Raw genomic sequence first — 14,845 nt, forward strand, 5'->3', positions numbered from 1 at the left:
CGATAAAATAAAAAACCTAACCCATTGCACGCATTTGCGTCATAAATCAACATGAAAATTCTAATGTATTACTGTGCAATTCTGCCATTATTAATAGTAAGTGGATGTGAAAGTCCGGCACAAAAATTAAGTCCAGAAGAATATGCAGAAGATGTCGAATATTTGAAATTGAATTTGGAGAAATATCATGCTGGTTTATACCTGCATCAATCCAAAGAAGAATTTAATACTATTTGTAATCGAATAGTTTCAAATTATAGTGATGGAAGTTATGTAGAACTAGTACAGAATATTACAGCTCTTACAGCAGCTGTTAAGTGTGGGCATACAAGAATGAGAATGCCGCCAGCCATTTCTGATTCGATTTTTTCTACGTTTCGATACTTACCGTTTAATGTAAAATACTTGGGTGATCGGTTATTTATTTCCAAAAGTTTAATGGATGGCATAAACAGAGGTGATGAAATAATCTCAATTAATGGAAAGTCAATTTCAGAAATAAACAACCTAATTTTTCCTCATGTCGCAACAGATGGTAATAACCTAACAGGCAAGTTCAGGTCTACAGAAGCTCTTTTCCGATATCGATACCCTTTGTATGTGGAGCCAACAGTGACACATTACGAAGTTTTATTAATTGATGGCAATGGAAATGAAATAAAGAAGGAGTTTCCAGGGTTCTCTATGGAAGAAGTGGCCACGCTATTTGAAAGCAATAGCAATGAGCCTGAACTGTCATTAAATAATCATGAAGCATATAGCATATTAAGAATTTCAACCTTTGGTAGCAGTGAGCTGAATTCTGCCGGTTATGACTATTACGATTTCTTGGATGAAACATTTAAGAAGATTCAATCGCATAATGTTGAGAATTTGATATTAGACCTTCGCGATAATGGAGGTGGAGATGATAACTATGGCGCTACGTTAGTTTCTTATTTAATGGATAAAGATTTCAAATACTTTGAATCGATTACAGTCACAAAAGATTATAGCAGTTATGGAAGAATAGTTAACCGTGACGGTAAACGTTACATGACTTCACATAAAGGACTTTCAATTTGGCAGCCCAATAAAAATGCTTTCAATGGAAAATTATATGTGCTCATAAATGGCAATAGTTTTTCAACCTGCGCAGATGTTGTCTCTGTTTTACACTACAATGGTCGAGGAGTATTAATAGGAGAGGAAACAGGTGGCGGTTATAATGGCAATACAAGTGGTAGTACGGACAGAATAACATTACCCAATTCCAAGATAGAAGTAGCCATACCTATGTGGTGTTATAAAACAGCTAATGGCTATGATACTTCTCAACATCGTGGAGCTATACCACATAAAAAAGTTATCCCTTCCAGAGAACAGTTCATGGAAGGGATTGATGCTGAGTTGAGTGTAGCTCAAGAATTAATCAACAATAATTAAGGTAAGCTAGCTTGAAAATCTGCATATCCTGAATTTGCCAGTAAATCTGTATCACACGAAAGAGCTTGTGCCTTGGCAACAATATCCGCTATACGAGTATCAGGGCTTGGATGTGTACTTAAGAATTCAGGTGTACCACCAGTTTGTCCTGAATCTTCCAGCTTTTGGAAGAAGTTCTTCACACCATCACAAGCATAAATGGTATTAGCATTGTATTCTACGGCTCTTGCATCTGATTCAGATTCGAATTCTCTGCTGAAACTTAGCCCAGCCACAGAACCTGCTATTTGACCAGCAATTGTCGCCAACTGACTTGCATTTTCTCCTAAAATGATGCTTAGTAAAATTTGCACCCCATATTGCTTTTGTAAATTTCTACTGGTATGTCTTAGGTCTGCATGTGCAATTTCGTGACCAATAACGCCTGCAAGATCATCGGCATTATCAAGGTATTTTATTAGGCCTGTATATACGTAAATGTAGCCTCCAGGTGTAGCAAAGGCATTTAATACATCACCTTCCAGTAGAGTTACATCCCAAACAAATTCTTCTCTATAAGCAACATCGCCCTTATCCAAAATCTCATTAACCATGGCGTCCAGATAGCTATAAGCTTCAGGATAATCAGCCCGAGCCATCTTAACGTATTGCGGGTCATTATTAATTTGTTCCGCTACCTGTGCTCCTAAATCAATATCATTTTGCACTGAAAACAAGACCAGATTATTATTTTCATCGCAGGCACTGAAAAGTATCATGCCGAACAGAACTATAGCACTAAGTGAGTATCGTAATATCTTCATCATAACATCAAATTTAATTCATTTTCAAAGGTATTGAAAGCACTAAACAAATATTGATCCAACATGAGGGTTTTTATTGTTAGTAATTAATAGTATTTCTTAATGAGCATACTATTTTTGCAGCATGGCAGAGCAAATACTTATCCTTGATTTTGGCTCACAATATACCCAACTGATCGCTCGTAGGGTTAGAGAGCTTAATGTTTACTGCGAAATTCATCCATATAATAATATTCCTGAATTAACAGATGATGTTAAGGGAGTCATTCTATCTGGTAGTCCGTGTTCTGTTAGACAGGACGATGCACCTGATGTAGACCTTACATTATTCAAAAATAAAGTTCCTCTGTTAGGTGTTTGCTACGGAGCGCAACTAATGGCTCAAAAGGGTGGCGGAAAGGTTTTGCCTTCCAAAATCAGAGAGTACGGTCGTGCTAAATTAGCCAAGCTGGACCAGCACAATGAGCTAATGAAGGAAATTGCCATTGATTCTGTTGTGTGGATGTCGCACAGCGATACCATTGCAGAGCTTCCTGAAAACTTTAAAGTTATTGCCAGCACACCTTCTGTAGAAGTAGCTGCTTTTAAGGTTGAAGGAGAAGAAACTTATGGTATTCAGTTTCACCCGGAAGTAACACACTCAGCACAAGGGAAAGAGCTATTACGAAATTTTGTTGTTCATATTGCTGGTTGTGCACAAGATTGGACTCCGGACATTTTTGTGGAATCTACAGTGGAAGAATTAAAGGCCAAACTAGGTAATGATAAGGTAGTGATGGGCTTGTCTGGGGGTGTGGATTCTTCTGTTGCCGCTACACTTATTCATCAGGCTATTGGTAAAAATCTGTACTGTATTTTCGTAGATAATGGCCTTTTAAGAAAGAATGAGTTTGAAGATGTGCTAGACTCTTACAAACACATGGGCTTAAATGTAAAAGGCGTAGATGCAAAACAGAAGTTTTATGACGCTTTGAAAGATATCACTGATCCGGAAGCAAAGAGAAAGGCCATAGGCCGTGTATTTATAGAAGTATTTGATGATGAGTCACATAAAATTGATGGCGTTAAATGGCTTGGTCAGGGTACTATTTATCCTGATGTTATTGAGTCTGTTTCTGTAAAAGGGCCTTCAGCAACTATCAAATCGCACCACAATGTAGGCGGGCTGCCCGATTTTATGAAATTAAAGGTAGTGGAGCCACTAAATACTTTGTTTAAAGATGAAGTAAGGCTTGTGGGTAAAACGCTTGAAATTGATGATACGATATTAGGTAGGCACCCATTTCCAGGACCTGGCTTAGGAATTAGAATTTTAGGTGACATTACAGCTGAGAAAGTTAGAATCTTGCAAGAGGTAGATCACCTATTCATCAATGGCCTTAAAAAAGCTGGATTATACGATGATGTTTGGCAGGCAGGAGCCATTCTTCTTCCAATTAACTCTGTGGGTGTAATGGGAGATGAAAGAACCTATGAACAGGTGGTAAGCCTAAGGGCTGTAACAAGTGTAGATGGAATGACGGCTGATTGGTGTCACCTGCCTTATGAGTTTCTTGCAGATATTTCAAATGATATTATTAATGGAGTAAAAGGTGTAAATCGTGTGGTATATGATATTAGTTCAAAACCACCAGCCACTATAGAATGGGAGTAATCAATCAGATTAAATGAAGTTTATCTACACACTACTTGTCGGGCTTATATTTTCACAATTTGTTGCAGCACAAAGTACGAGTTGGCAGCAACAATATCTTAATGCCAAAGATTTCTATAATAATGGAAAGTACGCTTTGGCGATGGAGGCATTCAAACCTTTAATTGAAGGAGAAGAAAACGCTTTTAGCTCATATTCTTCGTTCTATTATGCACTGTCTGCTTATAACAACGGTTACAAGCCGCTCAGCAAGGATATGTTGCTCCAGATTAAATCGAAGTATCCGAAATGGAGCAGAAATGATGAAGTCAATTATTGGTTGGGTTTAATCTACTTTGAAGAAGAATCATATAATCAAGGTCTAAATGTTCTTTCAGAGATTGAAGACCCTCAGGTGAAAGAAGATGTGAAAGGTTTAAAATATAACTTCTTTTCAAAAATAGAGACCATTGATGAACTCAAGTCCCTTTTTAAAGCTAATAAAGAAGACAGGCAGCTCGGCTACTTATTAGCTAAGAGAATTTCTCAGGAAACCCTTGTTAACCAGGATCAGAAGTTATTACGAGAGATAATAGAACAATTTGATTTTGACCCTTCTGAATTCAATGCTATTGAAGTAGAAAAAACGGTTTATAAAGATTCATACAAAGTGGCGGTATTACTGCCTTTCATGACTTCAGATTTAGAGCCGAATCTTAAAAGAAAGGTTAATCAGTTTGTACTGGACTTATATCAGGGCATTAAGCTTGCGGCAGATACTCTCAAAACAGAAAAAATCAATATTGAATTACATGCTTATGATACAAAAAGAAGCAAGCGTGTAACAAAGGAAATTGTGTCTAAGCCAGAACTAAAGGGTATGGACTTGATTATCGGCCCGTTGTTTTCTGAGCCAATAGCCGTAGTTAATGAGTTTGCTTATAAAAATAAGATCAATGTCATCAACCCACTTTCATCTAACTCGGATGTCATTGGTCAGAACCCTTTTGCGTTTTTATACTTTCCAAGTAACGAAACAGTGGGCCGTTTAAGTGCAGAATTTGTGAGTAAAAATGTAAAACATAAACCAGGCATAATTCTCTATGAAGACAACCCTAATGACTCTGCCATGGCATTTGCCTACAAACAGCGCATACTTGCGGATAGCATACAAATCATTAGAACGAAAAAAATAAAAAAAGATAATTCCAGATTGATTTTAGATATGCTCTTAATTCCTGATGCCAAGTTGAGAGATGCATCCAGTGAAGAAGCTAAAGAAGAATATGAAATTAAACTCGATAGCATAGGTCATATCTTTGTTGCATCTAGTAATGATTTGATCTCCTCTAAAGTGTTGAGTGCTGTAGAAACCAGAGGCGATTCCATAGTAGTTATCGGTTCTTCAGAATGGTTGAATCTTCCTGTAATAAAATATGACACTTATTTTAAGTTAGGTTGTATGTTGTACGCCCCAAATTATAATCAAGAAGACAGTCCGGAATATCAGGCCTTTCGAACACAATACATTAAGAGACATAAAGAAATTCCTGGTAAGTATGCGGAAATAGGTTATGAGCTAATGCAGCTTATGGGTAGGGGATTAGATAAACATGGTAAATATTTTCAGTTAGGCTGGAGAGATGAAGGTTTTGTAAAAGGTCACCTAACGGCTGGTTTTAACTACACCAACTCTAACGATAATTTGGTGCTGCCTTTACTTCAGTTTGATGAGGGACAGATAAAAATGATTTTAGCGGATGATGAAAATAGAAAAAAGTAAGTCACTTTTTGAGCGAGCAAATAATTCAATACCAGGTGGAGTAAATTCTCCCGTAAGAGCTTTTAAGGCAGTTGGAGGAGATCCACTTTTTATTAAATCGGCAAAGGGAGCACACCTTTATGATGAAGATGGGAATAAGTACATTGAGCTGATCAACTCATGGGGACCGATGATTTTGGGTCATGCTAATGAGTTGATTGAAGAGGCTGTTCAAAAATCATTATCCAATTCATTTTCTTTTGGCGCACCTACAAAGGCAGAGGTAGAAATGGCTGAGTTGATTACTCAAATGGTGCCTTCTATTGAAAAAGTGAGAATGGTAAACAGTGGTACCGAGGCTACCATGTCTGCTGTTCGATTGGCCCGTGGATATACAGGAAGAAACAAAATCATCAAATTCGAAGGTTGTTATCACGGTCATGGAGATTCATTTCTGATTGCAGCTGGTAGTGGAGTTGCTACCATGGGCTCTCCTGATAGCCCTGGAGTTACACAGGGAACGGCCAATGATACATTAACAGCGCCATATAATAATCTTGAGTCGGTTGTAAAACTACTGGAGCAAAATAAAGATCAAGTGGCAGCGATTATTTTGGAGCCAGTGGCCGGTAATATGGGCTGTGTGCTTCCTAAAGAAGGATTTTTAGAGGGTTTAAGAAAACTTTGTGATGAAAACGGCATTGTACTCATTTTCGATGAAGTAATGACCGGCTTTAGATTAGCAAAAGGAGGAGCACAAGAAGTATTTAATGTAAAGCCTGATATGACTACTTTAGGTAAGATTATAGGTGGCGGCATGCCCGTAGGTGCATACGGTGGTAAGAAAGAGATCATGGATTTTGTTTCACCATCAGGCCCAGTGTATCAGGCAGGCACTCTTTCCGGGAACCCGATTGCTATGGCTGCAGGATTAGCCATGCTTAATTACCTAAATGATCACCCAGAGGTATACTCTCAAATTGCCAAGGCGACTGAAGATATTGAAAAAGGGTATCAGGATACATTAAAAAAGTTAGGAAAGCCTTATACTATTAATAGAATTGGCTCAATGATTAGCTTATTCTTTACTAATAAAAAGGTGACCAACTTTGAAGAGGCTAAGTCTTGCGATACTCAATTATTTGGAAAGTATTTTAGACAGATGCTTAATAACGGAATATACCTGGCACCATCCCAGTTCGAAACATTGTTTATATCAACTTCAATTACGGCTGATATTGTAGGTCAAATTGTATCGGCAAACGAACGTTCTCTTAAAGTAGTCTAATAGATCAAAAGAGAAATAACCATTTCGGCAACGAAGAAGAAGATGATAAAAACAAAGTAAATAACCCCGGTCATCCAAAACTTAAATATAGTTTTGGGCCATTTCTGCATATACACTCGTTTAAAGGAAATTAGGGCATAGAGTGTTACCACTATAAAGCTTAGTGCAAATGGTAAAACCCTGTAGTCTTCGTTTTCAATAATCATAAAAATAAGAATAAGACTTAGGCCATAGAAAAAATACGCAAAGGTATGTAGGTGCAAAGCGTGAATGATATGCTTTATGTATAACTGACCTTTTTGCCTGATATAAAGTATTTTTAAAATCAGGGCGAACAATGGAATTAAAATCAACATCATTAAAGGCAAGTTTTTTAAGATAAAGCCAGCCACTACTTCCTGATCCGACCTTACTACCCGAATTGACTGCCTTGCAATAAGTTCTTCCCAAAATGTTAATTCTTGGAGCTTTAATGAATCAAATAGCTGGTTATTACTTACATCTTTATTGTACTTATACTTGTCAATGAGGTCGAAATCCATTCGATCCAGAATAAACTCATCATTGCCACTTTCAATTTTTATTAAACTTTTTCCAGAACTCTTCTTTTTACCTTTTGATGTAGCATCTTCCTTTTGGTTCTTGATTGTGTCAGCAGAACCAGTATTTTTTTTGTAATTCTCTGTATTTCTGAGCCTCTCGAGTGAATCAGGTGTTAAGCCCAGTTTTGCCAGCTCCAAGCTGTCAGATGAGGATATCTCTTTCTTTGTGTTGGTCTCAATTACGGCCTTATCTTCATCCATTATAATATTCTGACCTACTTGAGAAACAATGAAAAAATAAAAAATACTGATAATCAGGTATAATCTTACCGGGTGAGCATAGCTCACCCTTTTGCCCTCAATATATTTATTGGTAAGCCAGCCCGGTTTAATTAAAAAGGGTTTAATAGATTTAGCAAAGCGCGAATCAATTGCCAGATAGGTATTAAAGAAATCGCCTAGCAATGTTCTGAAGGACACATTGCTATCGTTGTTTTCTTGCCCACATTTTGGACAATAGTTGTAGATGCTGTCAAGGCTAGCTCCACAATTCAGGCAGTTATTCGTTTTTCTCCTAATCTTCATTTGATGTGGTGAACCAAAAGAATGAATGTTTTCGGTGACCTAATCTGTGAATTAAGCATTAATCCTTGAATTATACACTTATAAATGATCTAAATGATGAAATTATGGCATCTTTAGTACATGAAATATTGTTGTAATGCAATTTTTATTATTTTTATACTTTAGAACGTTACAATCTAAGTTTCTTGGATTGCATTTTTTAAATTTGAGGCCGTGAAGTATCAACACTATTTTTTAATCATTTGCCTGTTTTGTTTCAGCAATGCGCTTGCTCAGAGTAGGGCTGACAAAAATCCAGTTACATACGAGGAGTTATATGATGAGCCTTATGCTATAAATAAACTATTCGTACAGTTTCAACCACTTTATGGTGAGTTATTTGTAACCAACGTAAATGCCGGGTTTGGGCTTGAGGTTTCTTATTATATGGCAGATAAGATGGACTTTAGAGTTCATGCTCGTAAAACGTATACTCAGAAATTTGATCTTACCAGAGATATTGCTGACAAAAACAGTAATGTAGATAACCAACCCAATGTATTTAATTACTTTGAATTAGGGGCTACTTACCATGTTAAGGACTTTGACGAGAGCTCAAGCACCAAAATGTTTTTATACAGAAAAAGCTACAAGGGAGATAAGTGGGCTGCACGTGTTCCTCTAAATGTTGAAATACCATGTAAAGTGAGGAAAATCTATGGTGCACGCTTAGGTGGATTATACTTTGATACCGCAGTAGATATTGGACGTGCACTGGAGGCACAAGATCTTACAACAGATGTTTTAGTAGCAGAAGATGGTGCAGTTTTACCAAGTACTATAACAGATGAAAACGGACTCGAGCAGGATATTTCGGTTTTTAGTAACATGGCTGTAGGCGGAGTGTATGTTGGTGGGTCCATGACCTGGATTAAAAACGTAGCTGTAGATTTTGACAACAAGTATCAGGAGGGAGTTGACGATTTAATTTTCACAGCTTTCCTTGACATTATTGTTGCTCCCGCTTTAAGTGTAGATGATATCATTTACAATGGAGTTACATATTCTTCAGAAGAATTAGAAACCAGTATTATTGGTTTCAGATTAGGAATGGATGGGAAATTTAACAGAACACTTTCCTGGGGTTATGGTGGTGAGGTTGGTATGAGACCAGGTTTGAAAGGAAGAGGTTTCTATGCGTTGGTAAAAATAAGTTTCCCGATATACAGTACTAACCTTGATTACAAGGTGGAAGCGTTTGGTAAGTAATCAATTTAGTTAAAGAAATTAATAAGAGGCTAACATAGATGTTAGCCTTTTTTATTTTTGTTCTATGGATATGCTCATAAAGAATATAAAAGGACTGGTTCAGGTAAGAGAAGATAAGCCAAAATGGATAGCAGGGGCAGATATGGCTCAATTACCAGTAATCGAAAATTCCTTCTTGCTGGTTAAAGATGGACTTATTGCCGATTACGGTTCTATGGACAATCTTCCTGATTATTCTGCGGATAATGTAATTGATGCAAGTGGTAAGTTTGTCTTTCCTTCTTTTGTAGATTCCCACACGCATCTTGTTTTTGCTGCTACCAGAGAGGAGGAGTTTGTTTATAAAATAAAAGGTATGTCCTATGAAGAAATAGCAGCCAAAGGTGGCGGCATACTTAACTCAGCACGCAAGCTTCAAAATACATCTGAAGATGAATTATTTGAGAGAACTTTGGTGAGGGCTAATGAAATTATATCCTACGGTACAGGTGCTGTTGAAATAAAGAGCGGTTATGGTCTTACTACTAAAGATGAACTTAAGATGCTGCGTGTAGCGAAGAGGATTGGTGAAGAAACTCCTTTGACTGTTAAAACCACTTTTCTTGGAGCTCATGCCGTACCAAAGGAAACTACGAAAGAAAAATATCTCGATTCAGTTATCAATGAGATGATACCTGCCGTGGCAGAGGAGAAATTAGCCGATTACATTGATGCCTTTTGCGAGAAAGGATTTTTCTCGCCAGAAGAAACAGAAAAAGTAATGGAGGCTGGCAAGAAATACGGACTCAAACCAAAAATACATGCCAACCAATTGAGTATTAGTGGAGGTGTTCAGGTGGGCGTAAAAACCAAGGCCATAAGTGTTGATCATTTGGAGGCAATGGATCAGCAAGCTATTGATGTATTAAAAGGCACTGATGTTATGCCTACTTTATTACCAGGGGCGGCATTTTATTTGGGCACTACTTATCCGCCTGCAAGAGATATGTTAAATGCTGGTTTGCCATTGGCACTAGCTACAGATTACAATCCTGGCAGTGCACCATGCGGTAAAATGCAGTTCATGTTGTCTTTAGCATGTATAAGAATGAAGATGACCCCAGAGGAAGCTATTAATGCAGCCACTATAAATACAGCCTATGCTATGGAAGTAGGAGATACTCACGGAACCATAACGAAGGGCAAGCCAGCTAATCTCTTTATAACTAAAGAAATTCCATCCTATGCTTTCATTCCATACTCATTTGGGAGTGATGTTGTGGAAACAGTAATCTTAAATGGTAAGCTTGTTTAATTAAAGTATACAATAATGGTTTAAGTCTTTAAACCAATTAATATTTGCTAGCTTTAGTAGTATGACTTATGACATTATCATAACCATATTAGTTATCTCGCTCACCATCTTCCTCTTTGTTAAAGAGTACTTTTCAATAGATCTGGTAGCGTTAAGTGCCATAGTTATTCTGGTTTCTACAGGGGTAATTACTGTGGAGGACGGACTAAATGGCTTTTCAAATGAAGCCACGTTAACCGTAATGGCAATGTTTATTTTAAGCCATGCGTTGGTTAAAACTAAGGTTATAGAATACCTGGCACCTATGGTTGTTGGGCTTTTAAAGAAAGGTTATATCGCATCGGTTTCTAGTTTAGCCTTTTTTATTGGGGGTACTTCTGCCTTTGTAAACAATACACCTATAGTTGCCACATTTATTCCTGTAGTTACTAATGCCTCAAGAAAAATCAGTGAGTCACCATCAAGGTATTTAATGGTATTATCTTATGTATCAATTTTTGGTGGTTGTTGCACACTTATTGGAACTAGTACTAATCTATTAGTGAGTGGAATGGCCGTACAGGAAGGCCATGAAGCATTTACTTTATTTCAAATGGCTCCACTAGGCATAATATTATTAGTAGCGGGGTCTATTTATTTAATACTTGTAGGTAAAAAAATTCTGCCTGATAGAATTTCAAGAGATTATCTGCATGAACAAGAAGGCGCGAAGGCATTCTTAGCTGAAGTAAAGATGACAGCAAAATCAGAAGAAGAAAAAAAATCCGTGGAGAGTCTTTTTAATTCTGATGGCATTGAAGTGAGAGCATTGAAGCAAGCCGGTGGATCAAAAAGCAAAGTAAAACCAGATCATCAAATTGCCAGTGATGATGTGTTTATTATAGAAGGAGACTTTAAAAAAATACATCAGCTTGTAAAAAACGATTTTTTAAAAATATCTGACTCTTTCGAGGATAGTGAATTCCCTGACGAACAGACAAGGCTGATGGAAATTGTATTGCTGCCCAATTCGGAATTGATCGGTAAAAGGTTGTCTAAAGTAAACTTTTTAAAACGCTACAACTCTTCCATAATCGCAATTCGTCATAGGGGTAAACGGAAGTTTGAGGACCTGAAAAATATTAAACTAAAATCAGGTGATGTACTAGTATTGCTCACCAATGATAAAGGCCATGAATTGATCCAAGCCGATCAGGAGTTTGAAAATGCTCCTTTCATATCATTGAGAGAGCAGATAGTAGAAAAAATAAATAAAGGGAAATTGCTGTTAGTGTCGGCAGTTATCGCATCTGTCATCATACTGGCATCCTTCGGTATTCTGCCAATTGTTATTGCAGCACTCGGTGGTGTAGTTGTACTTAACTTGTTAGGTGTAATTACCATGACAGACGCCTACCGATCAATCGATTGGAAAGTAATTTTTATGCTGGCTGGTTCGCTATGTCTTGGTAAGGCTATGATAAGCAGCGGGTTAGCAGACTTGTTAGGGGATGGATTAATTACTTTACTAAGTGTTTATAGTGGGCCGGTAATTATGGTTTCTATGTTTTATCTCTTAACATCTTTATTAACTGAAACAATGAGCAATCATGCTTCTGCTGCTTTAATGGTGCCGATAGCAATATCAGTGGCGAGTACTTTGGATGTTAGCCCAACTCCATTGTTACTTACAATAGCTTTTGCTGGTAGCGCTAGTTTTATGACTCCAATTGGTTATCAAACTAATACCATGATTTACAGTGCTGGTAATTATAAATTCTCAGATTTTATTAGAGTAGGAGGTGGGCTAAACTTATTATTCTGGATACTTTCTAGTCTTCTGATTCCTTTAATTTATTCTTTTTAAGTTCCTTCAGCATTTTTTCTTCATCCAGCAAATCATAGAACTTGTTCAATTTTTTTTGTAATAGCTGATATCTTACAATGCCAAAAACAAAAAAGAAGGCACTAATTCCAAATAGTACAGTTCCAAGCCAGGTAATTGATTCAAAATTCTTCAGCTTAAGGATGGCTATACCTGCTAGTGATAAGTAAATCCCAGCTCTTATGTAGGCGAAAAATGTTCTTTCGTTGGCCAAAGTAGTGCGCTCCAGAGCTAGAAAATCTCTTAAAATAATCTTCTCCTTGATACTGTAGTTGCTTGTAAATCTTTTGAATTTCCTCATAACTATAACTTTCTTTTAAGTTACGGTCTTTCAATAGCGCAGTCAAATGTTACATTAGCCTTTAGTGAATTGCCCACAGAGCAATAGTTTTCTAAACCGAGTTTAGTTACTTTTTCCAATTCCTCCACAGTAGCATCGGGTGATACCAGAATGAATTTCAAATGAATATCTGTAAAGCCTTTTGGTGTTTCGTTTCTTCGGGTACCCTCGGCCTCAATTCGTAAATCGACTAATTTCTTACGCCTCTTCTGAATCATTAAAGCAACTTCTACAGCCACACAGCCTGATAAAGCGCTAAGCACTAATTGCATTGGCGACATGTCAGTTTTCCCTTTGTCCTTCATGTCAATTTTAACTTTTTGGCCTTCTTCTGTACTAGAGGTATATTCGTAATCGCTGTTATATGTAGTTGTAATTTTCATTTTACTTATTCGGTTTTGAACTCACTATCTGAAAAACTTAAAGCTAAAATACGGGATGTAGAGAACTTCCCTAAGCCCGGTATTACTTTTAAAGACATTACTCCCGTATTAAGTGATTCCAAATTGTGCCGAGATATAACAGAAGAACTACTGAGCAGATACAAGGATGAAAACCTTGACGCAATTGTAGGTGTTGAATCCCGGGGGTTTTTGTTTGGGATGTTACTGGCATACGAATTAAATATTCCTTTTGTGCCTGTTAGAAAATCGGGTAAACTGCCTTTTAGAACTCTGAAACATTCCTATGATCTGGAATATGGGAGTGCATCAATGGAGATACATGTAGATGCCCTACAAAACAATTGGAATGTACTAATTCATGATGACTTGCTCGCTACAGGTGGTACCGCGGCTGCGGCTGGCGCTTTAGTGGAGCAATTAGGGGCGAAAGTTCAGAGTTTTTCTTTCTTAATTGACCTGACTTTCTTGAATGGTAAAGATGTTCTAAAGAATTATACTACTAAAATTAATTCGTTGGTTCAATATTAATCTCCGAAATGCTTCGCTAATAATTTTTCTAATGTGTTGGTTGTTAGTGGTTTAGAAACATAATCGTTTACGTGTGTAAAGCTGTAAGCTCTTTTAATATCTTCCTGATAAACACTTGAGGAGAGCATACACAGTACTACTCTTTTTTCCAGATTAGGCCATATTTTTTCGCCATATGCTTCTAAGAATCCCCAACCATCCATAACGGGCATGTTAATGTCTAATAAAATAAGATCAGGAAATTCTTCAGTGTCAGATAATATGTTGGATAAATAGTTTAATCCATCTTCACCTTTGAGAAAGGTCTTAACGTGATCACTTCTCACACCCGATTTCTCAATGATTTTTCTGTAGATGAAACTTGAGATATCGTCATCATCTATCAACACCACTTTTAACGATTTTTTATCGATTACATCCAGAGTCAAACTGATTTTATTTAATAAATAATCACGAAAAAATTAAAGTAAATAAAATATTCGGAAAGAGCAATATAAATTAATCGCAACATTAATCAGATCAAATATGTTTATACGTATATGAGTGAAGAAAGGATAATACCGATATTTCCATTGAATATATTGCCTTTACCAACTGAACTAATCCCTCTACATATTTTTGAACCTAGATACCGCCAGCTTTTGCAGGATATGGAGTCCGAAGATATTGAGTTTGGGATACTCTATGCCGCACCAATTAATGCAGATAGAGTAGGGGCGTTGGTAAAACTGGAAAGTATCTTAAAAAGATATTCAACTGGCGAGTCGGATATAGTGGTTAAATGCAATGGCACTTTTATTCTGGATAAATATTATAAACACTTTAAGGATAAGCAGTATGCGGGCGGTAGAATCATTACCATTGATGCACCTTCAAGTGATTACGCGAGTGATGAATTAAAAAATGCATACCGTGAATATCAGGAAGTGGCTGAAAGTAGTTACGATTCTGCAGTGACGATACACGACATTGCTAATTCATTAAATCTTGAGAATTCTGATAGGCTCAAGTATTTAAGGCTAATAGCGAAAGAGAAGAAGGAAAGATTCCTGAAGGAAAGGCTTCGGTTTGATAAATACATTCTGGAACAGGAGCGAAAGTACAAAAACAGCTTTACGCTGAACTAATA

At 37.1% G+C, this 14,845-nt stretch carries 14 protein-coding genes; 9 read left to right on the forward strand and 5 right to left on the reverse strand.

Annotated elements, in window-relative coordinates; translation table 11 throughout:
• The first annotated feature begins 51 nt into the window (after positions 1 to 51).
• Positions 52 to 1,425 carry a S41 family peptidase gene (locus JR347_RS10130; protein WP_205720491.1) on the forward strand — a complete coding sequence of 458 codons (1,374 nt, stop codon included), beginning with the start codon at positions 52 to 54 and terminating at the stop codon, positions 1,423 to 1,425.
• Here JR347_RS10130 and JR347_RS10135 read toward each other — a convergent pair.
• On the reverse strand, positions 1,422 to 2,231 hold the full coding sequence (locus tag JR347_RS10135) for a M48 family metalloprotease (RefSeq protein WP_235689631.1): 810 nt from the start codon (positions 2,229 to 2,231) through the stop codon (positions 1,422 to 1,424). The two genes, JR347_RS10130 and JR347_RS10135, sit on opposite strands and share 4 nt — an antisense overlap.
• Before the next feature lie 121 nt (positions 2,232 to 2,352).
• Here JR347_RS10135 and guaA point away from each other — a divergent pair, with 121 nt between their 5' ends.
• Genes guaA through hemL form a run of 3 tightly spaced genes read left to right on the forward strand, consistent with a single transcriptional unit; the run spans position 2,353 to position 6,911 of the window.
• Complete coding sequence (gene guaA / locus JR347_RS10140; RefSeq protein ID WP_205720492.1) at positions 2,353 to 3,882, forward strand: glutamine-hydrolyzing GMP synthase; 1,530 nt, start codon at positions 2,353 to 2,355, stop codon at positions 3,880 to 3,882.
• Positions 3,883 to 3,895: 13 nt separating this feature from the next.
• On the forward strand, positions 3,896 to 5,644 hold the full coding sequence (locus JR347_RS10145) for an ABC transporter substrate-binding protein (RefSeq protein ID WP_205720493.1): 1,749 nt from the start codon (positions 3,896 to 3,898) through the stop codon (positions 5,642 to 5,644).
• Positions 5,625 to 6,911: a glutamate-1-semialdehyde 2,1-aminomutase gene (gene hemL, locus JR347_RS10150; protein ID WP_205723881.1), complete on the forward strand. Its 1,287-nt coding sequence runs from the start codon at positions 5,625 to 5,627 to the stop codon at positions 6,909 to 6,911. The genes JR347_RS10145 and hemL overlap by 20 nt, the downstream gene beginning before the upstream one ends.
• Here the strand turns inward: hemL and JR347_RS10155 are convergent.
• Entirely contained in the window at positions 6,908 to 8,038 is a 1,131-nt protein-coding gene (locus JR347_RS10155) for a DUF3667 domain-containing protein (protein ID WP_205720494.1), read from the reverse strand. The genes hemL and JR347_RS10155 overlap by 4 nt on opposite strands.
• Positions 8,039 to 8,251: 213 nt before the next feature.
• Between JR347_RS10155 and JR347_RS10160 the strand changes: the two genes are divergently transcribed.
• The 3 genes from JR347_RS10160 to JR347_RS10170 all read left to right on the forward strand — a co-directional run bounded on the left by JR347_RS10160 (position 8,252) and on the right by JR347_RS10170 (position 12,426).
• Positions 8,252 to 9,286, forward strand: coding sequence for a hypothetical protein (locus JR347_RS10160; protein ID WP_205720495.1), 1,035 nt, complete (start codon positions 8,252 to 8,254; stop codon positions 9,284 to 9,286).
• Between the two features lie 64 nt (positions 9,287 to 9,350).
• Positions 9,351 to 10,580, forward strand: coding sequence for an imidazolonepropionase (hutI, locus tag JR347_RS10165; RefSeq protein WP_235689633.1), 1,230 nt, complete (start codon positions 9,351 to 9,353; stop codon positions 10,578 to 10,580).
• A 61-nt stretch (positions 10,581 to 10,641) separates the two neighbouring features.
• A complete protein-coding gene (locus JR347_RS10170) occupies positions 10,642 to 12,426 on the forward strand; it encodes an SLC13 family permease (RefSeq protein ID WP_205720496.1) in 1,785 nt (594 codons plus the stop codon).
• Here JR347_RS10170 and JR347_RS10175 read toward each other — a convergent pair.
• Both JR347_RS10175 and JR347_RS10180 read right to left on the reverse strand, forming a co-directional pair.
• Positions 12,392 to 12,745 (reverse strand): DUF202 domain-containing protein, encoded by a 354-nt coding sequence (locus tag JR347_RS10175; RefSeq protein ID WP_205720497.1) that lies wholly within the window; start codon positions 12,743 to 12,745, stop codon positions 12,392 to 12,394. The two genes, JR347_RS10170 and JR347_RS10175, sit on opposite strands and share 35 nt — an antisense overlap.
• Before the next feature lie 20 nt (positions 12,746 to 12,765).
• Complete coding sequence (locus JR347_RS10180) at positions 12,766 to 13,167, reverse strand: OsmC family protein (protein WP_205720498.1); 402 nt, start codon at positions 13,165 to 13,167, stop codon at positions 12,766 to 12,768.
• A 15-nt stretch (positions 13,168 to 13,182) separates the two neighbouring features.
• Between JR347_RS10180 and JR347_RS10185 the strand changes: the two genes are divergently transcribed.
• On the forward strand, positions 13,183 to 13,716 hold the full coding sequence (locus JR347_RS10185) for an adenine phosphoribosyltransferase (protein WP_205720499.1): 534 nt from the start codon (positions 13,183 to 13,185) through the stop codon (positions 13,714 to 13,716).
• On the opposite strand, the gene JR347_RS10190 is transcribed toward JR347_RS10185, so the two are convergent.
• Complete coding sequence (locus JR347_RS10190; protein WP_205720500.1) at positions 13,713 to 14,144, reverse strand: response regulator; 432 nt, start codon at positions 14,142 to 14,144, stop codon at positions 13,713 to 13,715. The two genes, JR347_RS10185 and JR347_RS10190, sit on opposite strands and share 4 nt — an antisense overlap.
• Before the next feature lie 111 nt (positions 14,145 to 14,255).
• On the opposite strand from JR347_RS10190, the gene JR347_RS10195 reads away from it, so the two are divergent.
• Positions 14,256 to 14,843 carry an LON peptidase substrate-binding domain-containing protein gene (locus JR347_RS10195; RefSeq protein ID WP_205720501.1) on the forward strand — a complete coding sequence of 196 codons (588 nt, stop codon included), beginning with the start codon at positions 14,256 to 14,258 and terminating at the stop codon, positions 14,841 to 14,843.
• Positions 14,844 to 14,845 lie beyond the last annotated feature (2 nt).

The organism is Fulvivirga lutea (assembly GCF_017068455.1).
Lineage (GTDB): Bacteria > Bacteroidota > Bacteroidia > Cytophagales > Cyclobacteriaceae > Fulvivirga > Fulvivirga lutea.

Bases quoted from the DNA above. Each gene is read 5' to 3' on its own strand.
- JR347_RS10130 (WP_205720491.1), top strand. From the start codon at position 52: ATGAAAATTCTAATGTATTACTGTGCAATTCTGCCATTATTAATAGTA.
- JR347_RS10135 (WP_235689631.1), bottom strand. From the start codon at position 2,231: ATGATGAAGATATTACGATACTCACTTAGTGCTATAGTTCTGTTCGGC.
- guaA (WP_205720492.1), top strand. From the start codon at position 2,353: ATGGCAGAGCAAATACTTATCCTTGATTTTGGCTCACAATATACCCAA.
- JR347_RS10145 (WP_205720493.1), top strand. From the start codon at position 3,896: ATGAAGTTTATCTACACACTACTTGTCGGGCTTATATTTTCACAATTT.
- hemL (WP_205723881.1), top strand. From the start codon at position 5,625: ATGAAAATAGAAAAAAGTAAGTCACTTTTTGAGCGAGCAAATAATTCA.
- JR347_RS10155 (WP_205720494.1), bottom strand. From the start codon at position 8,038: ATGAAGATTAGGAGAAAAACGAATAACTGCCTGAATTGTGGAGCTAGC.
- hutI (WP_235689633.1), top strand. From the start codon at position 9,351: ATGGATATGCTCATAAAGAATATAAAAGGACTGGTTCAGGTAAGAGAA.
- JR347_RS10170 (WP_205720496.1), top strand. From the start codon at position 10,642: ATGACTTATGACATTATCATAACCATATTAGTTATCTCGCTCACCATC.
- JR347_RS10175 (WP_205720497.1), bottom strand. From the start codon at position 12,745: ATGAGGAAATTCAAAAGATTTACAAGCAACTACAGTATCAAGGAGAAG.
- JR347_RS10180 (WP_205720498.1), bottom strand. From the start codon at position 13,167: ATGAAAATTACAACTACATATAACAGCGATTACGAATATACCTCTAGT.
- JR347_RS10195 (WP_205720501.1), top strand. From the start codon at position 14,256: ATGAGTGAAGAAAGGATAATACCGATATTTCCATTGAATATATTGCCT.